The sequence below is a fragment of the Halostagnicola larsenii XH-48 genome (assembly GCF_000517625.1).
Lineage (GTDB): Archaea > Halobacteriota > Halobacteria > Halobacteriales > Natrialbaceae > Halostagnicola > Halostagnicola larsenii.
In genome coordinates this window covers 2763355-2789326 of record NZ_CP007055.1, presented here as the reverse complement: position 1 = coordinate 2789326, position 25972 = coordinate 2763355, and the positions used below count along the sequence as shown (strand labels likewise).

The window sequence follows — 25972 nt, the reverse complement described above, 5'->3', positions numbered from 1 at the left end:
GAGACGCCGATCAGTCGGTTGCGACCGGGAGCGTCACGGTGAATACCGACCCCTCACCGGGTTCCGAATCGACGTCGATCCGTCCGCCGTGGCGCTCGATGATTCGCTTGCAGAGTGCGAGTCCGATGCCGCTTCCGGCTTGGTCGTCCCCATCGGAGACCCGTTGAAACACCTGAAAAATGCGGTCCTCGTTCGACGGCTCGATTCCAACGCCGTTGTCTCGAACGTGCAGTTTCCACGTGTCTCCCTCTCGTGTGGCCGAGACATCGATACGCGGCGGGTTCTGTCCCGAATACTCGAGCGCGTTGCTCAAGAGGTTCTGAAGCACCTGTCGCAACTGGTTGCCATCTCCCTCGACGACGGGGAGCGAATCCACAGTAATCTGCGCGTCGGTCTCTTCGATCTGTACCATCAGATCCCGTCGCGCATCCGCGAAGACGTCGTTCAGGTCGACCAGATCGAAGGATTCCCCTCGCGTCTCGACGCGCGAGTACTCGAGCAGTCCGTCGATCATCTCGCGCATCCGTTCGGCACCGTCGACCGCGAACGCGAGGAACTCCTGTGCGTCGTCCTCGAGGTCGTCGCCGTACCGCCTGTCGATCAGGTTCAGGTAACTCGTGACCATCCGAAGCGGTTCCTGCAAGTCGTGGCTCGCGGCGTAGGCGAACTGCTCTAAGCGCTCGTTCGATCGCTCGAGTCGCTGTTGGTACTCCTTGCGTTCGGTGATGTCACGAAAGTACACCGAAACGCCCGTTTCGGAGGGATAGATGTTCCCTTCGATCCAGTTTCCGAGCGGTTCGTAGTAGTGTTGGTAACTCGTCGGTTCGTTGGTCTCCAGTGCCGTCTCGAAACTCTCGCGGACGTTCGGATCGTCGGTCGCCTCGGGGAACATCTCCCAGATCGTGTTACCGAGGAGTTCGTCTTCGGAGTGGGTGAGGAGTTCCTCCGCGCGGTCGTTGACGAGCGTGTACCGAAGGTCGTCGTCGAACGCACAGAACGCGTCGTCGATCCGGCCGAGGATCTCCTCGAGTCTCCCCTCGAGTTCTTTTCGGTCGGTAACGTCCGTCATCGCGCAGATAGCGCCCTTGAAGGTACCATCGTCGTCGAAAAGCGGCATGCAATCGACCGACAGCCAGACGCGGGTCCCCTCGTCGTTCGTGATACCGAGTACCTCCTCGGTAACTGGTTCGCCGGTTCGTTTTGCACGCGTGTAGGGAATTTCGTTCACAGAAACCGCGTTTCCATCCGGACCGGCGAACCCCCACGATTCGTCGTCGACGCACCCCGGAAGATCGCCTGCAGGGCCTCCGAGTACGTCAGTAGCGTACTCGTTAGCAAACACGATACCGCCGTCCGAATCGATCGCCGTGATGCCGACCGGGCACGTCTCGAGGATCCGCTCGTCGGCCAGATCGGTATCGCGCTCCGATGTCGTCTGCCGATCATCGAGCCCCGACGAGAGAAGCTGAGCGACGTTCTCGAGGAAGCGAGCGTCGTGCTCGGTGAAGGCTCGAGGCTCGGTCGCGTACGTACCTAGAACCCCCCACGGATCGTCACTCGAGCCGATACGAACGGTGATCGCACTCACGACGCCGCGGTCGACGTGGCTGGAAGTGACGGAAAACCGATCTTCGGTTCCGAAATCGGGGACGAGAACCGGCTCGTCCGAACGCAGCGTATAGCCAAACAGGCCGTCGGACGCCGTCGAACGCATTGTGGGTTCAATCGGCGCAGGGTCCGCGCCGATACCCGCTCGAGAGCGCAGTTGCTCGCCGTTCGGGTGTAACTCGAGAACGTGACAGTGGTCCGCCTCCAGCGACGCGACGATCTCGTCCGTTGCATCCTCGAGTAATCGATCGGGATCGCCGCTTTCGAGAGCACGAGAGCCAAGCTTCGCGAGGATGTCCTGTTGGTGAACTCTGGTTTCGAGTTCCGTTCCGGTCGCAGATGACGAACCCATTTCGGGCACAGTACTGGCTGGTTACGGTAAAGTCTTGCCGCGAATGGACAGATTAGTTGATTTTTGTGGTATGATCACACGGGTTTACCCATACGCGTTAAGTACCAGAAGTCGGACCTACGTCCGTGCGTGGAGCGAGCCGAAAATCAGCCTGCCGACGCTCCCAGCGAGCGCCACGATAAACTCCGATATCCCTCTATTGTACAAGAAAGCGGGATCGTAACGGACCCCGGTCGTCTGCAAAACTCGCGATTCGGTCGTTAAATGACGCGGTTCTGCAGGTAGTCGAGGTGTTTCGCGTTGTAGACGATTCTGACCTCGTCGGTCTCAGCAGAACCGATACATGTCAGACGGACGTTTTTCTCTTCGACTTCCTCGTCGGAGAGGATCTGTTGCATGTCCATCTCGATTTCGCCTTCCGTGATGATGGCTGCACAGTTTGCACACGCGCCTGCTCGACAGGAGAACGGCCAGTCGTAGCCCTGGGCTTCGGCAGCCTCGAGAATGTACTCGCCTTCGGCGACCTCGAGGGTGCCGTAGTCTTCCTCGTCGAGGCCGGCGTCAGCCGCCGTCTCGAAGAGGTCGTCGTCGTCCATCTCCCATCCCTGGTCGTCTAACACTTCGTAGTTGAGGTATTCTACGGTGGGCATCAGTCGCTGGTTCGAGTCCCGCACTGGTATAGCTTGCTGTTCAGTCCTAAATTGTCTTTCACGCAGGACTGGGAGGTTTCCGGTGAAGAGTACACCGATCGTTTCGTTTTCGCTCCGTGAGTGGGGCAAAATCAAAAAGATCTCCAAAAACGCCGGGTGCGGTCAGAATCCAAAGAGTGGAACGTATCGGAACGTGAGGAACGCCCCGGTCGTGGAGATGATCGGAACGACGTTTTGCATGAGGATTACGCGAGCAGTCGTCGACGGATCGAACAGATCGGACGCTTTCGGGATGTCGCTGACGTTCTCCTCGCCGATCTTGGGGGACGGCTCTCCCTCCTCGTCGGCCGTGAGCGCACCGACCGAAACCGCCGTCTCCTCTCCTCGAGCGGCGTCGGAAAGGCGAGTCGTTCTGGTTGCGCGGCCCCAGCCCAAACCGACGATGGCCATGGTCGCGATGACGACGAAACTCGCGGGAATGCCGATCCAAGAGAGACCGACGACGATCGTCGAACTGATCACGGCGACAACGACCGCCGCGGTCAGGGGCAGGTTCGTGATATCGTTCCCGAGCGTATCGAGGGTTCGGCGAGCGATCGTAAACGCACCGATCGCGACCGCGATAGACCCGATTATGAGGGCGGGATCCTCCGCGAGTTCGCCGCTTCCTACGAGGGGTGCGACGGCGTTTGCGATGTTGCTCGTCCCCGAGCTAAATCCCATGAGACAGCCGATAACGACCACGACAATCGAACCGGTCCACTCCCGTCTCGAGACGCCGGCAACGGTCTTCAGGCGGGGAACGTATCCCGAGGTATCGAGGGTGAGCAGGGCCGACTCCGAGGTGTTCTCTTCGATCGCCACCCACTCGTTGATTCGCGTGTAGAAGTATCGGCCGACGACGCCGCCGATCCAGAAGCCGATGATTGGCGCGACGATCCACCAGATCGCGATCTCTCCGAGGACGGCGACGTTGAGTTCGCCCGTCGCGAGCCCGAGCGCGGCGATCGCGCCGACCGCCGTCATCGAGGTTGAAGCGGGAACGCCGGCGTAGTTCCCGATAAAGAGCGCGCCGCCGATGAAAAAGAGCACGGCGACGTTCGCCTCGAGCGTGAAGATGGCGGTGCTCGTCACCAGTTCGTTTCCGAGCGTATCGACGACTTCCCGTCCGATCGTAAACGCACCGATCGCAAAGAAGACGGACATCAACGCTGCAGCGATCCCCTTCGAGATGATGTTTGCACCGACAGCAGGGCCGAACGCCGGTCCAGTCGTCGCGCCGCCGATATTGTATCCGACGAAGATTGCAACGAGGATTCCGACGAATAACAGTACTTCTGTCACGTCTACAAAATACATCTGGGAGACCTAAAAGGACGCGTATTTTTGTCCGACGCTGACTGGCCTAGAAGAACAACACGGCTGAAGTCTGAGACCCGATCGGACTCGATCCGGACCAACGGGATTATCCCGGCTCGCATCGCGCGTTCGGATATGAGCCAGTTCCCGACGTTCGAAGTGATCCCTGCCGTCGACGTACAGGACGGAGACGTCGTCCAGCTCGTACAGGGCGAGCGCGGTACGGAAAAGCGCTACGGAGATCCGGTCGACGCCGCACGCCGATGGATCGACGCCGGTGCGGAGACGCTCCACCTCGTCGATCTCGACGGAGCCTTCGAAGGGGAGCGAGCGAACGCGACGGCGATCGACGCCGTCGTCGACGCCGTCGACGTTCCGACACAGCTGGGGGGCGGCATTCGAACGGCCGACGACGCGATCGATCTGCTCGAGCGCGGCGTCGACCGGGTCATCCTCGGCACCGCCGCCGTCGAGAATCCGGACATCGTCGCCGAAATCAGCGAGCGCCGGCCGAATTCGGTAGTCGTGAGCCTCGACGCGAAAGACGGCGAAGTCGTCGTCGAGGGCTGGACGGAAGGGGCGGGCGTGACGCCGATCGAAGCCGCAGAACGCTACGAGGACCTCGGAGCCGCCGCGATCCTCTTTACGAACGTCGACGTGGAAGGCCAACTCGAGGGCGTCGCCACTGAACCCGTCCGTGAACTCGTCGAGGCCACCGACGTTCCGGTCGTCGCCAGCGGCGGCGTCGCCACACTGGACGACGTGCGAGCGCTCGAGGAAGCCGGCGCAGCCGCCGTCGTCGTCGGCAGTGCGCTCTACGAGGGCAATTTCTCGCTCGAGGAGGCACAAGCCGCTGTTGACGAGTAAGCGGGCAGTGGCCGAGAACGAGCGTCGAGTCATACGAGACGCGCGCGATCCGGGGAAGGGCAGGCGGTTCACGAATATTGTGCCGCGAGGCCGCGGAGCGGCCGAGCGGGCCGACGACCGACCCACCGGGGAGAGAGGAGTGCTTTTCATCGAAGTTTTGCCGAGGGCGGAGCCGCGCCCTCGGCAAAACTTCGTCTACTAGGACTTCCAGAACGCCGGGGTCAGCAACACGAGCACGGGGATGATCTCAATGCGACCGATCCACATCATGACGATCATGACGGACTTCGAGAACACGGAAAACCCTTCGTAGCTTCCCATGGGACCAGCCATCCCGAACGCGGGGCCGATGTTGAGGAAGATCGAGGCCGCCGCCCCGAGCGCGTCGAACTCCGAGACGGCGGTTGAGGGGTCTCGAGCGGCGTCGACGACGACGACGATCGTCAGGAGAAAGAAGATGACGAGCACGAGCAACACGTACGAGAAGATGTCGGTGATCGTGTCCTCGTCGACGACGCTGTCGCCGAGCCTGACGGGGCGGACCGCCTGCGGGTGAATCGACGTAAACAGGTTGCGGTAGAGGGTCTTGAGAACGACGAGCCAGCGCAGCAACTTGATCGAACAGGTCGTACTTCCCGCCATCCCGCCGAGGAACATACACAGAAAGAGGATGTGCTTCGCGCCGGACGACCAGAGGTCGAAATCCACCGAAGCGTACCCGGTCGTCGTGACCATCGAGACGACGTTGAACACGCCGTGGCGGATCGTCGGCTCGAGGCCCCGATCGAACGACGAGTCGACGGACAGAACCCCGACGACGAGGAGGCTGAACGCGGCCAGAACGCCGACGTAGAAGCGAAACTCCTCGTTTTTCAGCGGCTGGAAATAGTTGCCCTGCACGACGTAGTAGAGCAACACGAAGTTCGTCGCGCCGAGGATCATGAAGGGGACGAACGACCACTGGACGATCGGTGAGAACGCGCCGACGCTTTCGGCCTCCGGCGAGAAGCCGGCCGTTGAGACGCTCGTGAGCGCGTGCGAGACGGCGTTAAAGAGGGTCATCTCCGGTGCCACACCGAGCCGATTGAGTGCGTAAAAGGTCGCCGCGGCGAGGACGGTGAGGCCGACGTACAGCCCCCAGATGAGCCGTGCAGTGTCGGCGATGTGCGGGCGCAGTTTCCGGACGTTTCTGGTCTGCGTTTCGGTCTCCATCAACTGCGCACCACCGACCATCAGGTTCGAGAGCAGACCGATAGCGACGACCAGGATACCCAACCCGCCGAGCCACTGAAGGAGTTGTCGCCAGAGCATGATCGCCCTCGAGTGGGCGTCGAAGTCCTCAAGGACGGTCGCCCCTGTGGTCGTGAGCCCGCTGGTGCTCTCAAAGAGCGCGTTGATCGGGTGTGCGAGCGTGCCAACGCCCGCGACGAAAAACGGTATCGCGCCGATGACGGCGACACAGAGCCACGTCAGTGCGACCATCAGAAACGCCTCGCGCTGGCCCAGATCCCGGTCCACGCTGAGGCGCTCGAGTGACAACCCGACGAGTGCGGTGACGATGACGGCCACCACGAACGGCGTCGGGTCCGAGCCGTCGATCACGGCCAGAACGAGGGGGGCTGAAAGCGGAACGGCGAGCCACTTCAACACCGTTCCGGAGAGACTGCAACTCGAGCGCCAGTCGACGCGAATCCTCATCGAGTCAGACCGTACGTCGGGGAGGAAATAATCGGTTCGGTCGGCGATTCACCAGCGAGCATCGATTTCAGCCCGACAAAGCAGAGCAAGGCGTGGTGGGGAGTGATTGGAGAAGTTGTGGAGAGAGTAGAGGGCAGTGGGGAAAGACTAAGATTGGAGGGCAGCGACCGCCAGACGAATCACGGCGACTCGTTGTAGCCGTGACCGAAATAGAGGGCGAGGACGTTGATCGCGAGGAGCGTAAGAAACGTCATCGTAACTGTCGGATCGCCCAGGCCCTGTGCGAGTAGCGGGACGTGAACGAACGGCAATGCAATCGCGGCCCAGAACGAGAGGAACTGGGCGGGTTGTTTGATCGTTCGGACGAGTCGGTGAAAGGCGTCGGTACCTCGATCCGTCTCAGGGGACGGCTGAGCGATCGATTCGTTGGGGAGCGGGGAAGAGTTTGACATCGTGGAGAGTTCACCTCGGTTATTCATGACTCTCACCGGCAGTAACATATAATAGGGAGAAGGTTGGCGTAATTTCGATCCGTTTTACGCAAGTAGGCCCAGTCATCCGACGTTTCGTTACGCCCTTAGGAATCTTTAGACATTTTATCGGCCATTTTGAGAGAGTTTCATGCATTCGTTCGAAGGATCCGACGGCGGGCGAAGAGTACCGGTCAGGGCCGCGCAGCGAGCGCAATCGCCTTGTACTGCCAGCCCCCTCGTTGGGCCATGAGCGAGCGAACGGCGACCGTCACCCGAGAGACGGCCGAGACGACGATCGAGTGTACACTCGCGGTCGACGGAAGCGGCAGGGCTGACGTCGAGACCGGAATCGGATTCTTCGATCACATGCTAACGGCGCTTGCCAAACACGGCCTGTTCGACCTCGAGGTCGATTGTGACGGCGATCTCGAGATCGACGACCACCACACGGTCGAGGACGTCGCGATCGTTCTCGGGACGGCGCTGTCGGACGCGCTCGGCGACCGAACGGGAATCGTTCGGTACGCCGATCGCCGGGTGCCGCTGGACGAAGCCGTTGGTTCGGCGATCGTCGATGTGAGCAGCCGTCCACGGTTTTACTTCGACGGGTCGTTCTCGCAGGATCAGATCGGCGAGTTCACGAGTGACATGGCCCGACACTTCGGGGAATCGCTGGCGATGAACGCAGGCCTAACGCTTCACCTGGCGGTCGAGGGCGAGAACGGCCACCACGAAGTCGAGGCGCTGTTCAAGGCGCTCGCTCGAGCGCTCGACGACGCGACGCGGTTCGACGAGCGCCGCGAAGGTGCGCCGAGCACCAAGGGGACGCTCTCGGAGTGAGACAGTCGACGACGTGACAGCGGGGACAGCGATTACTCGGGATCGGCCGGAGCTAATTGCTGCGAAGAGACGTTTCGAACGCCGCTGATGATCGACTACGAGCGAGAAACGTGCGCGCCTACGATGGATGGCTCGCGGGTACCGTCTACGGACGGACGAGTTGATCGCCGTCTTCTTGGAATTCACCGTCCTCGAACGCATACTCGATGATCTCCTCGACGGTGTGGGGCTCGAGATCGTAGGCCCCGGCAGCGAGCGTTTCGACGTCGCCGCGGGCCATGGGGAACTCCCGGTTTCGAAGGAGCCGAATAACTTTCCCGTATCCTCGCGGCGGGCTGGTTCCCGAATCGGCGGCGTTCGAGGAACCACCATCGTCGGCGGCGCTCTCGGCATCTCGGTCTTCATCAGTGCTCGAGTCAGTATCGTGTGCCTCATCCGCACTCGAGTCGGTATCGTCCTCGACCGGGGAGTCCGCAGTCGAAGTTCCCGTGGACGACTCCGCATCGGCGGTGCGCTCGAGCGTGATCCCGTGGTCGGTCGCCGCGGTCGGCTCCGAGGAATTCGGTTGATCAGGTTCGGCGGCCGCCTCGGACTCGGTCGAATCAGCATCCGTACCGGCCTCGTTCTCGTCCGGATCCGTTTTGGCCGCGTTCACGTCGATCACGGCCGGTCGACTGGACTCCGCGGAATCTGATTGCGCGTCCTCGTCGACCGTCTCGAGTTCGCTCGAATCGGCGGACGGAGAGTCGGTGGTCGGGGAGTCGGCGGGGGAATGATCTGGCTGGCTCGAATCGGTCGGGCGGTCCGAATCGGTTGCGGTCATCTCGTCGGCCGACTCGACACCGGCGCGGACCAACAGCGGTTTGAGGAGGTCCTCGAGTCGCGTTGAACACTCCTGACAGAGGACGACGCGGCGCTGTTCGTCTTCGGTCGGCTCGAGTTCGGGCGGCAGCAGTTCGAAGGTCCCGGCGGCGTCGGCTCCGCAGAAATCACAGCGGCTGAGTGCGCGCATGGAGAGTCGTTTCGGCTACGGCCTCAAAAACGTCCGTCAGACGCGGGGTCGGCGGGACGAGCGAGACGATTCCGTCGGGGCCACGCCGAGCGACCGCCGGACATTATACCACGGCCCGCATACACTCGCGGACGAATGTTCGACGAGATCATGGAGAAGTTCGAGGGATCGCCGAGCCAGCAGGCGGTTATCCGCCTGCTACTCGAGCGCGGGTTCTCCGTCAACGACGAGGGCCGCGTCGTCTCCGGCGGGATCGAAATTCCGAACACGGGGATTGCCCGGGAGATAGACGTCGACCGGCGGGTCGTCGACTCGACGACCGACGCGATCCTCGAGGATCCGGAACTGCGCCGGATCTTCCAGAACATCTCGCAGGTTCCGAGCCTGATGGACCTCGCACCCGTGCTCGATCTGACCGTCCTCTCGATCGAGGTCGACGACGCGGACGAGAAAGGCATCGTCGCGACGATCACGGGCCTGCTGGCAGATCACGACATCTCGATCCGCCAGACGATCAGCGAGGATCCCGAGTTCACCGACGACCCGCGTCTGTACCTCGTCACCGACGAGGAACTTCCGGGCGATCTCTTTACGGACCTGCGCGAGATCACGTTCGTCCGCAAGATCGAACTCCAGTAACGGAATCGTACGCCTAAACGGAACGCAAGCTCCGATCGACACACCGCACGGTCGACACCATCGCATCCACCAGTGACCGACACCTACCGCACCATCGCCGAACCCGCCACCGCCGAGTTCGTCGTCCAGGGATCGGAGTTTCTCGGCCACGCCCGGCCCGTCGAATCCGTCGACGCGGCGGAGGCGTTCGTCGAGACGGTCGAGCGGGAGTACGCAGATGCGACCCACAACGTGCCCGCCTATCGGGTGCGAGCCGACGCGGACGGGGACTTTCTGCGCGAGTACTCGAGCGACGACGGCGAACCCTCGGGCTCCGCGGGGAAGCCGGCGCTGAACGTCCTCGAGCAAGAAGACGTAGAGAACTGCGCGGTCGTCGTGACGCGGTACTACGGCGGAACGAACCTCGGCGTCGGCGGCCTCGTCCGGGCCTACTCGAGGGCGGTCAAAGACGCCGTCGAGGCGGCGGGCATCGTCGAAGAACGGCCCCACGAACGAATCGCGATCACCGTCGAGTACGACGACTCCGGAACCGTCAGAGGAATCATAGAGAGCGAGGGCTACGAGTTCGGCGCGACCTACGAGGCCGAGGTCTCGTTCGACGTTCGCGTTCCGCTCGCCGAGCGCGAAGCGTTCGAGGACCGGCTTCGGAGTGCGACGAGCGGTCGAGTGGACCTCGAGTGAACATCTGACCAGGATCCGATTCGTGTGCGGCGGCGAGCTACTATCGAATCGAAACTGCTAATTCGTGTGCGGAGGTGACATTCATCATGAGAACGGTTTCCGCCGACGATTACAACGACCTCATGCAGGTCGGGAGTCCCCATATATCGCCCGACAGCGAACGTATCGCCTACGTCGAGAGCGTTCCGACGGACGAAGAGCGCTACGAAGCGACGATTCACGTCGTCTCGCTCGGCGGGGCCGACTCGAGGCAGTTCACTATCGCCGACGGCGTCGACGGCGAACCCCGGTGGAGCCCCGACGGAGAATATCTCGCGTTCGTCAGCACTCGAGGTGCGGACGACGACCGCCCACAGCTGTGGGTCCTCCCCGCAGACGGCGGCGAGGCGAGGCAGGTGACGAGCGTCGGCGGCGGCGTTTCCGGCCTCGAGTGGAGCCCCGACGGGACGAAGATCCTGTTCGCCCAGTCCGTGACGGAGGCCGACCGGGAGGAAGGCCGGGACCTCGCGGTCGAGCCCGACTACGAACCGGAAGCGCCCGATCCGCGCGTGATCGACCGTATGATCTACCGGGCCGGAACGCAGTACCTCGACGGGAAACGGGCGCACGTCTACGTTCTCGACGTGGAACGGGCGCTCGAGAGCGCGGACGACGCGTCCGCAATCGAGCGACTCACGGACGGCGACGCGGACCACGTCGGACCGACGTGGGGAGACAGCAACACGGTCTACTACGCGCGGAAGGCAGTCGAGGGCGACCGCTCGCCGGACGATTCGGTGACGTTCGACCTGCTCGAGTGCGACCTCGAGTCGGGAGCGGTCGAGGCGTTCGCGGAGACGACCGGATGGGTCGACTCGCTGTGGGCGACCGAAGACGGTCGGGTTGCCTATCCCTACGCCCCGGAAGAACGGTTAACGTTGGCCCAGACCCAGATTCGCGTTCACGATCGGGAAACTGGCACGGAGACGACGCCGACGGAATCGCTCGATCGGGATCTCGCACATGACGGTCACGTCGAGTGGGGACCGGATGGCGAGTCGCTGTACTTTACCGCGCCGGACGAGGGCTCTGTCGTTTGTTTTTCGGTCCCCGGCGACGCGAGCGAGCCACCGACGCCGGTCTACGGCGAGGGCGTCACCGTCGAGGACTTCTCGGTCGGCCCGGACGCCATCGCGTTCGTCCAGAGCGAGTGGGACCACCCCGGCGACGTCTTCGCGACGACTCGAGGCGGCAACGAGACGACGCGGCTGACTCGCGCCAACGACGAGTATCTCACCGACCGCGCCGTTTCCCAGCCCGAGGAGGTGTGGATCGACGGCGAGGCGGGAGCGATTCAGGGGTGGGTGCTCACGCCGCCCGAGTTCGACGAGGACGACGTGTACCCGCTCGCCGTCGAGATCCACGGCGGCCCGCACCTCCAGTGGACCACCTCGGGGACGATGTGGTACGAGTTTCAGGCGCTCGCCGCAGCCGGCTACGTCGTCTTCTGGTGTAACCCTCGAGGCTCGACCGGGTACGGCGAGGAGCACATGGCGGCGATCGAACGGAACTGGGGCGACGTAACGCTGACCGACGTCCTCGCCGGCGTCGATGAAGTCTGCGCCCGCGAGTACGTCGACGAGAGCGACGCGTACGTGACCGGCGGCAGCTTCGGCGGCTTCATGGCCGCCTGGACGGTCACGCAGACGGACCGGTTTCGGGCGGCGGTTTCCCAGCGCGGCGTCTACGATCTCACCGGCTTCTACGGCTCGACGGACGCGTTCAAACTCATCGAGGGCGATTTCGGAACGACGCCGTGGGACGACCCCGAACACCTCTGGAAACGCTCGCCCGCCGCCCACGTCGCGGACGTCGAGACGCCGACGCTCGTGATGCACGCCGATAACGACTACCGGACGCCCGCGAACACCGCGGAGCTGTTTTACCTCGGTCTCCAGAAACACGGCGTCGACACCCGCCTCGTGCGGTATCCGCGAGAGGGACACGAACTCTCTCGCAGCGGGGAGCCGGCGCACGTCGTCGACCGCCTCGAGCGCATCGTTCGCTGGTTCGACGGCTACTCGAGCCACCGCGAGGATCCGCCGGCGCTCGAGCGTGAACGAGGGGAGGGTCTACGCGGCGGCAAACGCGGAGACGGGAGCGAGGGTCGTCCCGACGAGAATGCAGAGCCGACGACATAGGTACGATTCGACTGCAACTGCGAGCAGACAGATCGCATGCAGGCCCCGGGATTCGAGGCGAAACGAAAGGGTTCAATCGCGGACGAATAGCGGGCTCGCTCGAGGTGAAACAAGGGTGTCGATCGGCGGGGCGGAGACGACGTACAGACGATTGACGGGGACACCGTTAGGAACCGGCGGAGCCAAGCCGTGTCCATGGACCGAAACGTCGGCGGCGCGGATCGGCTCGTTCGCCTCGTGGGCGGACTCGTCCTGCTCGGCTACGGCTACCGAAATCGGGCGGAGACGATCGGCGCGCTCGCGTTCATCGCCGGGAGCGACATCCTCGCGACCGCGATTATTCAGCGGTGTCCAGTGAACGCCCTCCTCGGGATCGATACCTGCGACGGCGAGTGAGAACGACACCAGAAGTGAGAGCAGCGGCAGAACGACGACGAATCGACAATCAGGTCGTTCGGAACGCGCGGTCGCCCGCGTCGCCCAGGCCGGGGACGATGAAGCCGTCGTCGTCGAGCCGGTCGTCGATCGAGACGGTGAGCAGATCGACCTGCTCGAACTCCTCGTCGACGCGGAGCAAGCCGTCCGGCGCAGAAACTGCAGAGAGAACGATGAGGTGCTCGGGGTCGACGGAGTTCGCGACGACGTGATCCAAGACGGCACACATCGTACTTCCCGTCGCGAGCATCGGATCGGCGACGATGACGGTATCCTCCTCGTGGATCTCGGGGAGTTTCACGTAGTCGATGGTGATCGGGAACGAGCCGTCCTCGTCCTGGCCGGCCGCTTCGTCTCGGCTCGCGCTGATGACGCCCTGTCTCGCGCGCGGGAACGCTTTCAGCAGTCCTTCCACGAAGGGAGTGGCCGCGCGCAAGACGTTGATGATGACGACGTTGTCGAGTCCCTTGACGCGCTCGCCCATCGTCGGCTCGAGGGGCGTTTCGATCTCGGCGTACTCGGTTTCCATGCGACCGTCGATGATCTCGTAGCCACAGATGCGGCCCAGTTTGACCAGGCCCTTCCGGAACCCGACCTGCTCGGTCTCGACGTCCCGGATCCTCGAGAGCGTATCTTTCGCCAGTGCGTGGGTGACGACGTAGGCGTTGTCCCGCTTGTCTATCGGCATAGTAGTACAGCGCTCGGCAGGATAGTTCATGGTATCGATCCGATTCGAGCGGTCGCAGGTATCCCCCCGGCGGAGAAGTTTATACCGCTTCGCGCCATACCACTCGCCCAATCGAATGGAAGAAAGCATCTCGGGTTTCAAAGTCCGCGGTGACTGGGCGACCGTCGTCGAACACGGCGAGCGGGTCACGCGCGCACTGAGAGACGCCGGCGTCCACGACCCCGATCACGACTACGGGGCGCGCTTCGCTCGAGCGTTCGAGGAGTGGGAGGAGTGGCGGCCGAAGGCCCACGAAACGCTCGAAAGAGACGTCAGCGAGAAAACCGCAGATCAGGCGAGCGTCGAAGAAGGAAAGGGAGAAAAGGCCGGAAAAGATCCCGACGAAGACATCAAAACGGCGGGCGAGAAGTTATCGGAATCCTACGAGCAGCTAGAGGAAGACGACGCCGAAGCCGCCGTCGACAACTGGAAAGAGTCGATCGATTACGTCGCGCGAGCCGCGGACTCGGCGAGCCGGAAGGCGCTCCGACGAGTCGAGGACACCGTCTATCAGAACGTGATGACCCAGCTCGCGCCCTACTACTTCGACAACGAACTCATCAGCGCCAACATCCAGCAGTCGGCCCGCGGTGCCGACAACGGCGAATCGTTCGTCTTCGAGATCAACGTCAACGACGACGAGCTCAAAGACGACGTCTCGGATTCGCTCGCGGACTACGAGGACGAGGTCGATCGGTGGCACGTCGTCACGGAGAAAGATACGGAAGCTGCAGAAGCCATCGAGGGCGCGGAACCGCCGCCGGAGCCGGACGACAACTCGAAATCGACGACGAACTGAATCGCGTCGACGCTGTGGCCTCGAGGAAGTTCTGTCGGCGACAGGCCGGCACACACTTGTAGCATCCGCTGGTAATCCCGTATAAATGGTCGATATCGCGACGATTGGGACGTTTCTCGTGGCCGCACTCGCGGCCCTCTTTATGGCCTGGTCGATCGGTGCCGGCTCGAGCGGCTCGACGCCGTTCGCTCCGGCAGTCGGTGCGAACGCAATTTCGGTGATGCGAGCCGGGTTTTTTGTCGGGTTACTCGGCTTCGCCGGCGCGGTGTTACAGGGCGCGAACGTCTCCGAGGCCGTCGGAAACGAACTTATCAAAGGCGTGACGTTGACGCCGATCGCCGCCGTGGTGTCGCTCAGCGTCGCGGCGACGCTGGTTGCGATCGGCGTCTTCGCCGGGTATCCGATCGCGACGGCGTTTACCTCGACGGGGGCGGTGATCGGCGTCGGATTGGCGATGGCGGGCGATCCGGCCTGGGCGAAGTACACGGAGATCGCCACGCTCTGGGTGCTGACGCCGTTTGTTGGCGGCGGAATCGCGTACACGATCGCACGAATGCTGCGCGACGAACCGATCCGCGAGGAGCGGCTGATAATCGGGCTCGCCGCACTTGTCGGCGCGGTGATCGCCAACATCGAGTTCGCCATCCTTGGTCCGGCGGGCGAGGGTCGATCGCTCGCACAGGCGATCGGCGGATGGGTGCCGCTCGGACCGACGCCATCGGTTCTCGTCGTAACCCTTGTGATCGCAGTACTCTGGGGCGTCGTCGTCGGGTTCGATCTCGACAAGGGGACCGAGCGGGGCGAACGACACTTCCTGCTCGTTCTCGGCGGACTCGTCGCGTTCTCGGCGGGCGGCAGTCAGGTCGGCCTCGCGATCGGACCGCTGGTCCCGGTCTCGGGCGATCTCGAGATCCCGTTGATCGCGTTGTTGCTCGGCGGCGGAGTCGGTCTCCTGATCGGGTCGTGGACCGGCGCGCCGCGGATGATCAAAGCGATCTCGCAGGACTACTCCTCGCTCGGGCCGCGTCGATCGATCGCCGCGTTGATCCCCTCGTTCGCGATCGCACAGGTCGCCGTGTTGTTCGGCATTCCCGTCTCGTTCAACGAGATCATCGTGAGTTCGATCATCGGAAGCGGCTACGCCGCATCGACGGCCGGCGGTGGCGTGAGCGCCAGAAAGATGGGGTATACAGTGCTCGCGTGGGTGCTTTCGCTCGCAGGATCGATCCTCGTCTCCTTTACCGGCTACTGGATCATCTCGTCGCTGTTCCTGTGAGCAGACGAGAAACGATACCGAACGGCATTTACACGAATAGCGGCGAACTCCAGTATGGCAGTGGACGATTCCAACCCGGTTCAGTGGCGACGGGACGCCGCGACGTCGCGAACCGTTCGTATTTTGTGGTCACTCGGCGCTGGGACGTTTTTCGCCGCCGCGCTCATCATCGTCTTCTGGCGACTGTACGATCTGGCACGCCAACTCGGTGGCGAATCGATCATCATCGCCGCGTTCGGCGCGTTGATCGTCGCGATTCTCGTGTTCGCGTTCGGGAGCAATACCGAACGGCGACTCGAGCGGGTAACCGAACGACTGCCGATCAGCGCGCCGAGCGGAACGAGTCTCGATCGAGCGCTCGACGCCGCGCTCGGAATGCTCGTGATGGCCGGAGCCATCGTGGTCCTCATGGCGATCGGACGCTACGTCTCAACGAACGAACTCCTGGCGCTGGGGGCTGGTCCGTTTACGCTGCTGGCAGCGCTGACGATTCCGCTCGCGCTCGTCGCACTCGCGCTGTCGTCGTTTCTCCGATCCGTCGGATCGCTCGACTACGAAGAACGGACGATCTACCTCCACGATCCCGATCAGGCGATCGACCTCTCGGTGATCGAGGACGTTTCGATATACCGCGTCGGAAACGCGGCGATACTGAGCCTCGAGTACGCCCAGCCCGACGGACGGTACGTCAAAGGACCGCGGACGATCGCCGTCCCGCCCGAAATCGCCACGGAAGTACAGGAACTCGTCGCTCGGGAAAACTGACGACGGGTCCTGCAGTCCCGGTTTGGACACGTACGGCGTCTCCTGTTGCGTTCGTCAGCTTACTCCTCGATCGCGTCCGCATCCGCACTCTCCTCGTCTGCACCCTCCGCAGGTACCTCGAGTTTCTGCAGTCGGGCTTTCATAATTCGGGTGTTCTCGACGCCCTCGACGGCGATCCGGATCCCTTCGTAGGTGAGTTCCTCGCCCTCCTCGACGAGTCGGCCGGCCCGATTGAAAATGAAGCCGGCGATCGTTTCGAACTCCTCTCCCTCGGGAAGTTCGATCTCGAGGGCTTCGTTGACGTCTTCGATGTTCACCTCGCCGCGGACGAGGACGGTTCGGTCGTCGATTTCCTCGACGGGGAGGTCCTCGCCGCCCTCTAGGATCTCGCCGACGATCTCCTCGATCATGTCCTCCATCGTCACCAGCCCTTCCGTGGTCCCGAACTCGTCGATGACGATCGCCATGTGCATCCGGTTTTCGCGCATCTCCGTCAGCAACTCGTCGACGTTTTTCGATTCGGGGACGTGAAGCGTCGGCTGAATGAGGTCGTCGATCTCGAGATCCTCGACCTGCGTCTCGCCGTAGTTGAGATCCCGAACGAGATCCCGGATGTGGACGACGCCGAGGACGTTGTCGAGGCTGTTCTCGTAGACCGGTACTCGAGCGTGGCCGCTCTGGATACAGGTCTCGATCGCCTCGTCGATGTCGGCGTCTTTCGGCACCGCCGTCATGTCGAGTCGCGGCGTCATCACTTCCTTGACGATCGTGTTGTTGAACCGGAAGATTCGCGTCAGCATCTCGTGTTCGTCTTCCTCGATGACGCCCTCGCGCTCGCCGGATTCGATCATCTCCTGAATCTCGTCACGGGTCACGTACGGCGTCTCGATCGCCCCCGAAGATCCCGTAAGCCGGTTGATCTGGCGGGTGAGGTAATCGAAGAGGACAACGAGCGGGTAGAGCATGTACTCGGTCCCCTTCAGCGGTTTCGCGACCCTGATCGACCACGATTCGGTCTTCTCGACGGCGTAGGACTTGGGAACGGTCTCGCCGAACAGCAGGACGACCGCAGTGATACCGAACGTCGCCATGAGGACGGCCGTCAGCCCGCCAAAGTAAAAGCCGAGCAGCGTGGTCGCGATCGAGGACATCGCGATATTGACGATGTTGTTTCCGACGAGAATCGTGACCAGCAGTCGGTGTGGGTCTTCCTTGAGCGCCTTGACGCGACTCGCGCCCGGAATGCCCTCCTCGACCATCCCCTCGACGCGGTGTTTCGGAAGCGAGAACATCGCGATCTCTGAGGAGGAGAAAAACGCCGACAGCGCGATGAGGACGACGACCGCGAGGGTGCCGAGAATCGTCACCGTCGACTGATCTATCTCGAGTCCGACCGCCGGAACCTCGTATGTTGCGAGCATAATCTCGAGGAACGGAGATAACGCCATTGATTAGGGGGAAATTATCACCCAGCCGACTAACCCTTTATCCTTTTGAAGGAGCTTTCCGGCGACGACACGTTTACCCGCCCGTTCGACCAACGACTACGCATGAGCGCACCGAGTGAGCCAGCGATCACCCTGTATCGACTCCAGGCCTGTCCGTTCTGTGAGCGCGTCGTTGCCCTCCTCGAGGAGTACGACCTCGAGTACGCCTCGCGGTACGTCGAACCGATGCACTCCGATCGCGACGTCGTCAAGCGCGTCGCGGGCGTGCGATCCGTTCCCGTCATCGTCGACGAGGAAACTGGCGTGACGATGGCCGAAAGCGCGAACATCGCCGACTACCTCGAGCACACCTACGGCTCGAACCAGAACGCCAGTGCCGGCGTCGCGGGAGGTGACGACTGAATGCCGGATTTCGACGTCGTCGAACTCGGCCCGACAGACCATCCCGAAGCCGGAGACGACGCGCCCGAGTTTACCCGCCCGCTCGTCAACGACGAGTTCTGGGAGGACCGATCGCTATCCGATCTGACCGGCGAGGACCGCGTGATTCTCGTCTTCACGCCGATGATCGGCTCCTACGCCGCAAAGTACATCTGGGACGAGCTGACCGAACGCGGCTGGCACGAGCGCGACGTCCGCGTCGTCGGCGTCAGCGCCTCGAGTCCCTACGAACACTCGAGCGTGATCGGAGTCAACGAGTACCCCTTCGACCTGTTCGCCGATCCCGCGAACGGCGTCGCCGAGGCCTACGGCATCGCCCACAATCTGGACGGCATGGCGGGCGTCTCGGAGCCGCGTCCCGCGTTCTTCGCGATCGGTACCGACGGCGTCGTCGAGGCGAGTTGGGTCGCCACGGAGTGGCCCGAGTTCCCCGAGTACGACGATCTCGAGGAGACGCTGGGTCTCGCGTGAGGGCCGACCCTGCGCGGACGCCGAGATAGCTGAAACTGTCGGCCGGAGTCGCCGATCGAACGCGGTACGTTTTTGCCCGCGACGGGCGGAGGTCGAACCAACCGTGCCATCATCGTCTCTCGAGCGGGCGGCGACTGCCATCCGAACCGGCGACCTCGCGGTCTATCCGACCGAAACCGTCTACGGCCTCGCCGGCGACGCGCTCGACGCCGACGCCGTCGAGCGAGTGTTCGACGCGAAAGGACGGGATCGATCGAAGCCCGTCTCCATGGCGGTCCCATCGGTTCCCGCGGCGCTCGAGCACGTCCGTGCGACCACCCGCGAACGCGAGTTCATGGCGACCTTTCTGCCCGGCCCCGTCACCGTACTCTGTCGGCATCGAGAGGGCGTACCCGACGTACTCACGGCCGACGGCGACCGCGTCGGCATCCGCGTCCCGGACCACCGACTCGCGCTCGCGCTCTGTGAGCGCGCCGAAACGCCGATCACCGCCACCAGTGCGAACGTCAGCGGCCGAGAGAGCGCCAGACGAGTCGACGAACTGGACCCGGAGATCCGCGAGCGAGCCGCCGTGGTGCTCGACGACGGCGAAACGGAAGGGACCGAAAGCACCGTCGTGAACGTTTCGAGCGGCGAGATTCACCGACGCGGAGCGCTTGCCGACGAGATCGAACGGTGGCTGGCGAACAACTGAGACGGAGATCGGACAGCGCTTATCCCAGCCCGAGCAGCGAGCGCAGCGTTCGTGTCCGGACGCCGCACTCGCCCGCGTACTCGCAGGCGGCGCACTTGTCGTCGTTTCGAATCCGGGCGGGTGGCCCGTCGAGTTCCCGGACGGTTCGAAGCACCTGCCGATACCGGGCCTTGCGTCGGGTCGTCATCTCGAGGCGACGGACGACGCCGTAGGCCGGGTACTCGAGCCAGACCCCTTCGATCGGCGTTTCGTGCTCCCAGGCGAGGGCCTTCGCTGCCGCGACGGCGTGGACCGACTGGGACTCCCAGACGCCGGTATCCGGGGGTTTGCCCGTCGAAACGATCGACGGCTCGAGCGGCTCGGTCAAGACCTTATGGACGATGCCACGAACCTCGCGACCGGTCGCGAGGACGGACTGGGCGCTCGGGTCGCAGATCGCCACCCACCGTCCCGCGCGCTCGAGTCTGGAGCGGGTACGCCGAAGCGTCCGCTGGTAGGACTGCGGATCCGGTTTGATCGGTTCGGCGGCGAGCGCCGACGGATCGGCCTCGAGCAGTTGCTCGTACCGAAAGGCGAGCGAGCGAATACTCGCGACCGCCTCCGGCGGATCGCGCTCGTCGCGGCGACGGTCGTAGTAACACTTTCGCGGACAGTAGGCGGCCGAGCGGAGGTCACTGAAGGCGACGCGGGACACGACCGCGTTGGCCGCCCGATCCGATAAAAAGTCTCGGCGACCGCGGCGTTTCGAGACACGAGTCGTCTCGCCTGCGGATGGGATTGGCGGTTTGAGAGGAGACTACAGCGAAACGTCGGTCTCCATTCCCTCTGTGGCGTCCTCGAGGCCGTCCTCGCGGACGTCGCTTGCGATCCGCTCCGTGAGTTCCGAATCCCCGAGGATGCTGTCGAACTCGTCCCTGTAGCGGTCGTTTGCGGCTCTGGATTCGTCCTGCGCCGCCGCGACGCGGCGGGCGCGGCGGATCTGCGGCTCGCTCGCGTCGAATTCGTCGGCGAGCGCGTCGAGGTCGGCGGCGTCACGCTCGCGAATCGCCGCGAGATCGATGTCGGGCGCGTCGGCCTCGCTCTCGACGAGGTGCAACGACAGTCGCGCGTCGAAGACGTCCTCGCTCGATACCTCGAGTTCCGACGCGAGGTCCTCGTCGGAGACATCGTCGTAAAATCCCTTGGCGACGCGGATTAGCTCCTCGTCCGTCAGGGTCGTCTCGAACGCGTAGCGCTCTCGCATCTGCGCGATGACGTTCTCGAGGCGCTCGTCGATCGTTCGCTCGTCTTTCTCGAGCGAGCCGCGGGTCGCGGTCTGCGATTCCGTGACGGTCTCCTCGCCGTCGGTCACGTTCGTGAAGATGTCGCGGAGTTCTTCGGTTTTTTCGTTCATGGATGGACACTGGCGAGAGGACGCTATATAAGCTTGGTGCCAGATATCGTCATCATAACCGTCAAAAACGGCCCGCCGGAATAAACTCAAAACAAAAATATCATTTTACGGAGAGGGCGTCGGGGTGGGTCGTGATCGGTGAGAAGAGTTAAGTCGAACCCCACGCAGGTGATAGAACATGAAGATTGTCGCACAGGCGGACGCCTCGAGAGAGATGTACCTGGGGCTTCACGGCGTCGAGAAGCTCCTGTTTTACTTTCTCGTCTCGGTCGTCCTCTTCGTCTTCGCCTACGGCGTGTATCGCCGAGTCAGTCGATACACCGACGGCGACGACGAGCCACTCGCGCGGTTGAACGACCTGCCGAATCGGATCGTCAGCGCAGCGAAGATCGTCCTCTCGAACGAGAAGCAGTTCAACAGGGACCTCTACGGCGGGCTGATGCACTCGTTTATCATGTGGGGCTTTCTGACCCTGTTCATCGCGACGAGCATCATCGCCTTCGAAAGCTACGGCACCGACTTGCTGTTCGACTTCCAGTTCTGGGAGGGTGACTTCTACCTGGCCTACCAGTTCATGGTCGACGCGATGGGACTCCTGTTCGTCGTCGGCATCGGCATGGCAATCTACCGCCGGTACTGGGTCCGCAATCACCGCCTCTGGGGTCGTCACACCTCGATCGAGGACGATATTTTCATCTGGACGCTGTTCGGATTGGGTGTGGGTGGCTTCCTCCTCGAAGGATTCCGTATCTACATCACCGGCATGCCCGACCACGAAATCGTCAGTTTCGTCGGCTACGGCCTCGCCATGCTGTTCGGTGCGGTCGGCGTGCCCACGACCGAAGCGGCCACGAACCCCGGCACCTACCAGGCGCTTGGCGTCTTCGGCGCGAACGCCGAAACCCTCCACTGGCTCACCTGGTGGAGCCACTCGCTGCTCGCGCTGGGGTTCATCGCGTGGATTCCCTACGCCAAGCCGTTCCACATGCTCTCGTCGTTCGCGAACGTCATCACGCGCGACGAGAAAGCCGGCGCACGACTCCCCGGCGTTCCGGCGGACCTCGACGCGACCAACGCCGAGGACATCGACGACTTCACCTGGAAGGACATTCTCGACCAAGACGCCTGTACCAAGTGCGGCCGCTGTTCGTCGGTCTGCCCCGCGAAAGCCTCCGACCGCCCGCTCGATCCCCGAAACGTTATCCTCGACTTGAAATCCTATCGCGAAGACCTCGAGGCCGGCGGCGAGGAGAAACCGATCATCGCCGACGGCGGCACCTCGGTGATCAACACCGAGACGATGGAGTCCTGTATGGCCTGTATGGCCTGTATGGACGCCTGCCCCGTCGAGATCGAGCATCTAAGCTCTTTCACCAAGCTCAACCGCCAGATGACCGATCAGGGCGACGTCTCGAGTTCCATGCAGGACGTCTTCCAGAACGTCATGCAGGACGGCAACACGTTCGGTAACAGCCAGCGCAATCGGGCCGACTGGGCCGACGACCTCGAGTTCGATATCACGGACGCCCGCGAAGAACACGTCGACTACCTCTGGTACGTCGGCGACTACCCCAGTTACGACGAGCGCAATAAGCAGGTCGCCCGCTCGCTGGCCACGATTCTGCAGGAGGCAGACGTAAGCTTCGGCATCCTCTTCGAGGACGAAAAGTACGACGGCAACGACATCCGCCGGGTCGGCGAGGAGTTCCTCTACATCGAACTCGCGGGCCACCACGTCGAATCCTTCGAGGACTGCGAGTTCGAGAAAATCGTCTGTACGGATCCCCACTCCTACAACACGTTCAAAAACGAGTACCCGGAGGTCGATTTCGAAGAGTTCGCCGACGATCCGATCATGCCCTTCGAGTACGACGACCACTGGAACGCAGACGGCGACGTCGACGTGCTCCACTGGACCCAGGCCGTCGAGGAGTTGGTCACAGACGGGAACCTCGAGCTTTCCGGAACCGAACTCGAGTATACGGTCACCTACCACGATCCGTGCCACCTCGGGCGGTACAACGACGAGTACGAAGCCCCGCGCGAACTCATCCGCGCGACGGGCTGCGAACTTGAAGAGATGCCCCGCAACCGCTCGAATTCGTTCTGTTGTGGTGGCGGCGGTGGCGGGCTCTGGATGGACTTCGAAGAAGAGCCCAAACCCAGCGAAGAACGCCTTCGCGAAGCGCTCGAGGACACCGACGCCGGCGCAGGCGTCGAAAAGTTCGTCGTTGCCTGTCCGATGTGTATGACGATGTACGAGGACGGGCGCAAAACCGGCGGCTTCGAGGACGATATCGAGGTCGTCGATATCGCCGAACTGATCGTCGAAGCGATCGGCGAGGAAGAGCGGGCGGGTCTCGAAATCACGGCCTAAATCGAAGCGGGATCGGTTCGCTCGGCGAGTCCGTCGAAATCGTCGTCGAAGCTGCAGATGGCATCGATATCGTACGCTTTGATAAGAGCGAGACTATTTGCGTCGGTGAAACTGAGCGATTGATCGTCGTATCGCTGGAACGTCTCGAGCGTTCGATCAAACAGTGCTTCGGTGACGTGAAGCATCTCGAACGTTTTCGGGTACGGTTCGACACCGCGTATTCGGTCCCCCGCCTGCTTCGCGGCGCTAAATTGCCCCGTTCGTTGGCGAACCAGCGTGACCGTTTCGTCGTACACGTACTCGCTCGTGAAGAGCCGGCCGTACTCGCCCGTCGCCGCCTGTGTTACCGCCTCGAGTGCGACATCGTGGCGTGCAGAATCGCGGTCGTGCAGCGCGTAGAAGACTCACGTATCAAAGAAGAGACTCATTCGAGTTCAGTACCGTAGAGCGCATCGTCGATGTCCTCCTCGGAAACCGGATTTCCGGAGGCAACCGTCCCCGCGAGTAACTGCTCGACTTCCGCTTCGGAAAGACCGTCCCATTCGTCGCGGAACGAATCGATGAAGTCGGAGTGAGAATCGTAAGCGGTGTCAACCAGCCGCTTCAACAGTTCCTGTTGGGTTACTTTCCGTCCCGTCTCGAGTTTGATCTCGGCTTGCAGCCGCTCGAGGCGATCTTTCGTTCGTTGGTCCATCTTTACCGAAGTCGCCATAGAGAACGAGAGGAGTAGTAGAGGAGTAAAACTTTCTACGATCGAATATCCGATCCGGGAGCGAATAGCGGTGGAAGGACTGTAACACTGCGGGGGATCAAAAGTGAAATTCGAGGAAGACGAGAGAGACGGTTTCGACGATGGTTATTTAAGCGGATGCATCTCGAGACGTCCTCCCACCAGCATCCTCGAGTCGCACCTCGCGGACGTACTCGAGGAAGTTCTCGAAGACCAGCTTCGCCTGACAGGCCCGCCCGTAGTTCTCGTCCGTGATTTCCTCAAGGACGGACTCGCGGCGTTCGTCGGAGAGATCCTTCCGCTTTACGAGTTCGCGGGCGGTTTTTTGGTCGTACTCGGGGTGGAACTGGACGCCGAAGACCCGGCCCTTGCGAAAGCCGTGGTTCGAGTAGTCGTTTTCGGCCAGCGGGTCGGCACCCGGCGGCAGCTCGGCGACTTCGTCGGAGTGGCTCGTGAAGGCGGTGAACTCGGCGTCGATGCCGTCGAAGAGCCTCGAGGAGCCGGTGTGTTCGATCTCGCTGTAGCCGATCTCGTAGGCACCCATATCCGCGACGGTTCCCCCGAGCACGTCCGCGAGGAGCTGGTGTCCCCAGCAGATCCCGAGGAAGGGAACGCCGGCGTCGATCGCTTCGCCGACCCACTCTTTGACGGGGCCGATCCACTCCTCGTCCCAGTAGACCGACGAGCGCGAGCCGGTGACGACCGCGCCGTCGAACGCGACGGTATCGGGAATTTCGCCGTTACAAACGTCGAACTCCACCAGCGAGGCCTCGAGTTCGCGTCGGAAGTTTCGCGTCGTGTTCGCGTCCTCCTGTGCGGCGTTGAGGACGGCGATGCGGAGCTGACTCATTACCGGGTATAGACGGCTCGTCGCAAAAGTGCCTTGCGCCCGCTAGGGGTTGTCGAGACCGAATCGCGGGAGGGGAGTCTCGAGTATCGTCGAGAATAGCCTCGAGGCGCTGTATAGAACTGCAGGGTGTGGGTTCGGGGAAGGCGTGACGAACCCTGCGTCTCACAAAGTGAACTCTGAGACGAGTTGGCCTCGGTCGAGGCTTGGCGAAGCGTAAGCAGACACCGGTCGGTGAAATCGTCTCGTTCACTACTGACGAGAGGATATTGTACAGTCAGTGTTGAGGAGGGGAGTAGTGTACCGCGCCAGGCGAAGGTTGAAATGCTTAAATTTGGTTTTGAGCCTACGTTCGACCTAATACACGGGAATGTGTACTCGAAAGGTACAATGGTAATCGTCTCCGCGTTCAAAGATGGATACGCCGCCCTCCGAGCGAATCCGATCCTTCTCGTCGCTGGTCTCCTCGTTGGAGCGGGAAGCCAGCTACAGTACGTCAGTAGTCTAACCGACTCACCCCTGCTTTCAGCAGGTGCGTCACTCGCCTATCTGATCGTAGTTCCGTTCGCTCTCGGCGGCTTCATCGCCAGTGCCCAAGCTGCAATCGAAGGGAAAGAGACATCGCTCGGTCAGTTTATCGCTGCAGGACGATCCTATTACGTACGACTGTTGCTTGGGACAGTTCTGTTCGTACTGGTCGTGGGAGTCACCGCGATCGGATTCGGGTTCGTCAGTTTTATCCTCGGTATCGGATCTCTGGCACTCGTTTTGATCCACGAGATGGCCGCTGTCATCGCAGGCGTCGGTTCTATACTCGTCTGGCTGTTGCTCATCCTCGTCGTGATACTGTTCGTGCAGTTTTACGACGCCGCAATCGTTGTCGAAAACGAGAGCGTTATCGACTCGTTCCGGAGAAGCGTTCACCTCGTTCGCTCGAATCTGAAAAGCGTTACTGGATTCTCGCTGGTGTGGCTCGTTCTGTTGAACGTCTTCTTGATCCCCGAGTACCTACTTCAGTTGACGCTGACGGACGCCGGGCCTACAGACGTGTTACCCGTCGATACCGGGATTCCGATATCGATCTTGCTCCCCATTGGGGTCTTCCTTTCCGCCGTCGGCTTCGCGTACTTCTATACGGTGTACACGGCATACTACCTGCGTTTGATCGATACCTCGCCCGCCACTCTAGAAACGATGTGACAGCCACAAA

27 protein-coding genes are annotated in these 25972 nt (G+C 62.3%); 14 read left to right on the top strand and 13 right to left on the bottom strand.

Going from position 1 to position 25972, the window contains the following annotated elements:
- Positions 1 to 10 precede the first annotated feature (10 nt).
- The 3 genes from HALLA_RS14065 to HALLA_RS14055 all read right to left on the bottom strand — a co-directional run bounded on the left by HALLA_RS14065 (position 11) and on the right by HALLA_RS14055 (position 3954).
- Positions 11 to 1960 carry an ATP-binding protein gene (locus HALLA_RS14065; protein ID WP_049953944.1) on the bottom strand — a complete coding sequence of 650 codons (1950 nt, stop codon included), beginning with the start codon at positions 1958 to 1960 and terminating at the stop codon, positions 11 to 13.
- A 260-nt stretch (positions 1961 to 2220) separates the two neighbouring features.
- Positions 2221 to 2610 (bottom strand): ferredoxin Fer, encoded by a 390-nt coding sequence (gene fer, locus HALLA_RS14060; protein WP_049953943.1) that lies wholly within the window; start codon positions 2608 to 2610, stop codon positions 2221 to 2223.
- 162 nt (positions 2611 to 2772) lie between these two features.
- Positions 2773 to 3954 (bottom strand): inorganic phosphate transporter, encoded by a 1182-nt coding sequence (locus HALLA_RS14055; protein WP_174887900.1) that lies wholly within the window; start codon positions 3952 to 3954, stop codon positions 2773 to 2775.
- Positions 3955 to 4104: 150 nt separating this feature from the next.
- Between HALLA_RS14055 and hisA the strand changes: the two genes are divergently transcribed.
- The gene (hisA, locus tag HALLA_RS14050; protein ID WP_049953941.1) at positions 4105 to 4836 is read left to right on the top strand and encodes a 1-(5-phosphoribosyl)-5-[(5-phosphoribosylamino)methylideneamino]imidazole-4-carboxamide isomerase; all 732 of its coding nucleotides are present in this window, start codon (positions 4105 to 4107) and stop codon (positions 4834 to 4836) included.
- 198 nt (positions 4837 to 5034) lie between these two features.
- Here the strand turns inward: hisA and HALLA_RS14045 are convergent, their stop codons facing one another.
- Both HALLA_RS14045 and HALLA_RS14040 read right to left on the bottom strand, forming a co-directional pair.
- Complete coding sequence (locus HALLA_RS14045; RefSeq protein ID WP_049953940.1) at positions 5035 to 6534, bottom strand: TrkH family potassium uptake protein; 1500 nt, start codon at positions 6532 to 6534, stop codon at positions 5035 to 5037.
- A 179-nt stretch (positions 6535 to 6713) separates the two neighbouring features.
- On the bottom strand, positions 6714 to 6986 hold the full coding sequence (locus HALLA_RS14040; protein ID WP_049953939.1) for a hypothetical protein: 273 nt from the start codon (positions 6984 to 6986) through the stop codon (positions 6714 to 6716).
- 267 nt (positions 6987 to 7253) lie between these two features.
- Here HALLA_RS14040 and hisB point away from each other — a divergent pair, with 267 nt between their 5' ends.
- Complete coding sequence (hisB, locus tag HALLA_RS14035; protein ID WP_049953938.1) at positions 7254 to 7847, top strand: imidazoleglycerol-phosphate dehydratase HisB; 594 nt, start codon at positions 7254 to 7256, stop codon at positions 7845 to 7847.
- 145 nt (positions 7848 to 7992) lie between these two features.
- Here hisB and HALLA_RS20680 read toward each other — a convergent pair whose 3' ends face one another.
- Entirely contained in the window at positions 7993 to 8859 is an 867-nt protein-coding gene (locus HALLA_RS20680) for a hypothetical protein (RefSeq protein ID WP_049953937.1), read from the bottom strand.
- 135 nt (positions 8860 to 8994) lie between these two features.
- Here HALLA_RS20680 and HALLA_RS14025 point away from each other — a divergent pair, with 135 nt between their 5' ends.
- The 4 genes from HALLA_RS14025 to HALLA_RS14010 all read left to right on the top strand — a co-directional run bounded on the left by HALLA_RS14025 (position 8995) and on the right by HALLA_RS14010 (position 12755).
- Positions 8995 to 9498 (top strand): amino acid-binding protein, encoded by a 504-nt coding sequence (locus HALLA_RS14025; RefSeq protein ID WP_049953936.1) that lies wholly within the window; start codon positions 8995 to 8997, stop codon positions 9496 to 9498.
- A gap of 72 nt (positions 9499 to 9570) precedes the next feature.
- The gene (locus HALLA_RS14020) at positions 9571 to 10179 is read left to right on the top strand and encodes an IMPACT family protein (RefSeq protein WP_049953935.1); all 609 of its coding nucleotides are present in this window, start codon (positions 9571 to 9573) and stop codon (positions 10177 to 10179) included.
- An 86-nt stretch (positions 10180 to 10265) separates the two neighbouring features.
- Positions 10266 to 12359, top strand: coding sequence for a S9 family peptidase (locus tag HALLA_RS14015; protein WP_049953934.1), 2094 nt, complete (start codon positions 10266 to 10268; stop codon positions 12357 to 12359).
- Between the two features lie 195 nt (positions 12360 to 12554).
- Positions 12555 to 12755, top strand: a complete 201-nt coding sequence (locus tag HALLA_RS14010; RefSeq protein WP_049953933.1) for a YgaP family membrane protein — start codon at positions 12555 to 12557, stop codon at positions 12753 to 12755.
- A gap of 49 nt (positions 12756 to 12804) precedes the next feature.
- On the opposite strand, the gene upp is transcribed toward HALLA_RS14010, so the two are convergent.
- Positions 12805 to 13482, bottom strand: a complete 678-nt coding sequence (gene upp / locus HALLA_RS14005; RefSeq protein ID WP_049953932.1) for a uracil phosphoribosyltransferase — start codon at positions 13480 to 13482, stop codon at positions 12805 to 12807.
- A gap of 115 nt (positions 13483 to 13597) precedes the next feature.
- Here upp and HALLA_RS14000 point away from each other — a divergent pair, with 115 nt between their 5' ends.
- The 3 genes from HALLA_RS14000 to HALLA_RS13990 all read left to right on the top strand — a co-directional run bounded on the left by HALLA_RS14000 (position 13598) and on the right by HALLA_RS13990 (position 16361).
- The gene (locus HALLA_RS14000) at positions 13598 to 14320 is read left to right on the top strand and encodes a DUF5828 family protein (protein WP_049953931.1); all 723 of its coding nucleotides are present in this window, start codon (positions 13598 to 13600) and stop codon (positions 14318 to 14320) included.
- 85 nt (positions 14321 to 14405) lie between these two features.
- A complete protein-coding gene (locus HALLA_RS13995) occupies positions 14406 to 15596 on the top strand; it encodes an inorganic phosphate transporter (protein WP_049953930.1) in 1191 nt (396 codons plus the stop codon).
- Between the two features lie 54 nt (positions 15597 to 15650).
- Positions 15651 to 16361: a hypothetical protein gene (locus HALLA_RS13990; protein WP_049953929.1), complete on the top strand. Its 711-nt coding sequence runs from the start codon at positions 15651 to 15653 to the stop codon at positions 16359 to 16361.
- A 59-nt stretch (positions 16362 to 16420) separates the two neighbouring features.
- Here HALLA_RS13990 and HALLA_RS13985 read toward each other — a convergent pair whose 3' ends face one another.
- Positions 16421 to 17809, bottom strand: a complete 1389-nt coding sequence (locus HALLA_RS13985) for a hemolysin family protein (protein WP_049953928.1) — start codon at positions 17807 to 17809, stop codon at positions 16421 to 16423.
- Between the two features lie 102 nt (positions 17810 to 17911).
- On the opposite strand from HALLA_RS13985, the gene HALLA_RS13980 reads away from it, so the two are divergent.
- The 3 genes from HALLA_RS13980 (at position 17912) to HALLA_RS13970 (ending at position 19415) form a co-directional block, all read left to right on the top strand.
- Entirely contained in the window at positions 17912 to 18211 is a 300-nt protein-coding gene (locus tag HALLA_RS13980; protein WP_049954142.1) for a glutaredoxin family protein, read from the top strand.
- A complete protein-coding gene (locus tag HALLA_RS13975; protein WP_049953927.1) occupies positions 18212 to 18721 on the top strand; it encodes a redoxin domain-containing protein in 510 nt (169 codons plus the stop codon).
- A 103-nt stretch (positions 18722 to 18824) separates the two neighbouring features.
- Positions 18825 to 19415: an L-threonylcarbamoyladenylate synthase gene (locus tag HALLA_RS13970; protein WP_049953926.1), complete on the top strand. Its 591-nt coding sequence runs from the start codon at positions 18825 to 18827 to the stop codon at positions 19413 to 19415.
- 19 nt (positions 19416 to 19434) lie between these two features.
- Here the strand turns inward: HALLA_RS13970 and HALLA_RS13965 are convergent, their stop codons facing one another.
- Both HALLA_RS13965 and HALLA_RS13960 read right to left on the bottom strand, forming a co-directional pair.
- Positions 19435 to 20109: a CRISPR-associated protein Cas4 gene (locus tag HALLA_RS13965; RefSeq protein ID WP_049953925.1), complete on the bottom strand. Its 675-nt coding sequence runs from the start codon at positions 20107 to 20109 to the stop codon at positions 19435 to 19437.
- Positions 20110 to 20211: 102 nt separating this feature from the next.
- On the bottom strand, positions 20212 to 20808 hold the full coding sequence (locus HALLA_RS13960; RefSeq protein WP_049953924.1) for a hypothetical protein: 597 nt from the start codon (positions 20806 to 20808) through the stop codon (positions 20212 to 20214).
- A 178-nt stretch (positions 20809 to 20986) separates the two neighbouring features.
- Here HALLA_RS13960 and HALLA_RS13955 point away from each other — a divergent pair, with 178 nt between their 5' ends.
- Entirely contained in the window at positions 20987 to 23185 is a 2199-nt protein-coding gene (locus tag HALLA_RS13955; protein WP_049953923.1) for a (Fe-S)-binding protein, read from the top strand.
- On the opposite strand, the gene HALLA_RS13950 is transcribed toward HALLA_RS13955, so the two are convergent.
- From HALLA_RS13950 to HALLA_RS13940, 3 genes are all read right to left on the bottom strand, one after another.
- On the bottom strand, positions 23182 to 23577 hold the full coding sequence (locus HALLA_RS13950) for a type II toxin-antitoxin system VapC family toxin (RefSeq protein ID WP_242406208.1): 396 nt from the start codon (positions 23575 to 23577) through the stop codon (positions 23182 to 23184). The two genes, HALLA_RS13955 and HALLA_RS13950, sit on opposite strands and share 4 nt — an antisense overlap.
- 32 nt (positions 23578 to 23609) lie before the next feature.
- A complete protein-coding gene (locus tag HALLA_RS13945; protein ID WP_049953922.1) occupies positions 23610 to 23897 on the bottom strand; it encodes a hypothetical protein in 288 nt (95 codons plus the stop codon).
- A 148-nt stretch (positions 23898 to 24045) separates the two neighbouring features.
- On the bottom strand, positions 24046 to 24765 hold the full coding sequence (locus HALLA_RS13940) for a type 1 glutamine amidotransferase (protein ID WP_049953921.1): 720 nt from the start codon (positions 24763 to 24765) through the stop codon (positions 24046 to 24048).
- 387 nt (positions 24766 to 25152) lie between these two features.
- Here HALLA_RS13940 and HALLA_RS13935 point away from each other — a divergent pair, with 387 nt between their 5' ends.
- Positions 25153 to 25962, top strand: coding sequence for a DUF7847 domain-containing protein (locus HALLA_RS13935; protein WP_049953920.1), 810 nt, complete (start codon positions 25153 to 25155; stop codon positions 25960 to 25962).
- Positions 25963 to 25972: the final 10 nt, after the last annotated feature.

Bases quoted from the DNA above. Each gene is read 5' to 3' on its own strand.
- HALLA_RS14065 (WP_049953944.1), bottom strand. From the start codon at position 1,960: ATGGGTTCGTCATCTGCGACCGGAACGGAACTCGAAACCAGAGTTCAC.
- HALLA_RS13980 (WP_049954142.1), top strand. From the start codon at position 17,912: ATGAGCGCACCGAGTGAGCCAGCGATCACCCTGTATCGACTCCAGGCC.
- upp (WP_049953932.1), bottom strand. From the start codon at position 13,482: ATGCCGATAGACAAGCGGGACAACGCCTACGTCGTCACCCACGCACTG.
- HALLA_RS13935 (WP_049953920.1), top strand. From the start codon at position 25,153: ATGGTAATCGTCTCCGCGTTCAAAGATGGATACGCCGCCCTCCGAGCG.
- hisA (WP_049953941.1), top strand. From the start codon at position 4,105: ATGAGCCAGTTCCCGACGTTCGAAGTGATCCCTGCCGTCGACGTACAG.
- HALLA_RS13995 (WP_049953930.1), top strand. From the start codon at position 14,406: ATGGTCGATATCGCGACGATTGGGACGTTTCTCGTGGCCGCACTCGCG.
- HALLA_RS13990 (WP_049953929.1), top strand. From the start codon at position 15,651: ATGGCAGTGGACGATTCCAACCCGGTTCAGTGGCGACGGGACGCCGCG.
- HALLA_RS14000 (WP_049953931.1), top strand. From the start codon at position 13,598: ATGGAAGAAAGCATCTCGGGTTTCAAAGTCCGCGGTGACTGGGCGACC.
- HALLA_RS13985 (WP_049953928.1), bottom strand. From the start codon at position 17,809: ATGGCGTTATCTCCGTTCCTCGAGATTATGCTCGCAACATACGAGGTT.
- HALLA_RS13940 (WP_049953921.1), bottom strand. From the start codon at position 24,765: ATGAGTCAGCTCCGCATCGCCGTCCTCAACGCCGCACAGGAGGACGCG.
- HALLA_RS20680 (WP_049953937.1), bottom strand. From the start codon at position 8,859: ATGCGCGCACTCAGCCGCTGTGATTTCTGCGGAGCCGACGCCGCCGGG.
- HALLA_RS13975 (WP_049953927.1), top strand. From the start codon at position 18,212: ATGCCGGATTTCGACGTCGTCGAACTCGGCCCGACAGACCATCCCGAA.
- HALLA_RS14045 (WP_049953940.1), bottom strand. From the start codon at position 6,534: ATGAGGATTCGCGTCGACTGGCGCTCGAGTTGCAGTCTCTCCGGAACG.
- HALLA_RS13945 (WP_049953922.1), bottom strand. From the start codon at position 23,897: ATGGCGACTTCGGTAAAGATGGACCAACGAACGAAAGATCGCCTCGAG.
- HALLA_RS14010 (WP_049953933.1), top strand. From the start codon at position 12,555: ATGGACCGAAACGTCGGCGGCGCGGATCGGCTCGTTCGCCTCGTGGGC.
- HALLA_RS14025 (WP_049953936.1), top strand. From the start codon at position 8,995: ATGTTCGACGAGATCATGGAGAAGTTCGAGGGATCGCCGAGCCAGCAG.
- HALLA_RS13955 (WP_049953923.1), top strand. From the start codon at position 20,987: ATGAAGATTGTCGCACAGGCGGACGCCTCGAGAGAGATGTACCTGGGG.
- HALLA_RS13960 (WP_049953924.1), bottom strand. From the start codon at position 20,808: ATGAACGAAAAAACCGAAGAACTCCGCGACATCTTCACGAACGTGACC.
- HALLA_RS14015 (WP_049953934.1), top strand. From the start codon at position 10,266: ATGAGAACGGTTTCCGCCGACGATTACAACGACCTCATGCAGGTCGGG.
- HALLA_RS14040 (WP_049953939.1), bottom strand. From the start codon at position 6,986: ATGTCAAACTCTTCCCCGCTCCCCAACGAATCGATCGCTCAGCCGTCC.
- hisB (WP_049953938.1), top strand. From the start codon at position 7,254: ATGAGCGAGCGAACGGCGACCGTCACCCGAGAGACGGCCGAGACGACG.
- fer (WP_049953943.1), bottom strand. From the start codon at position 2,610: ATGCCCACCGTAGAATACCTCAACTACGAAGTGTTAGACGACCAGGGA.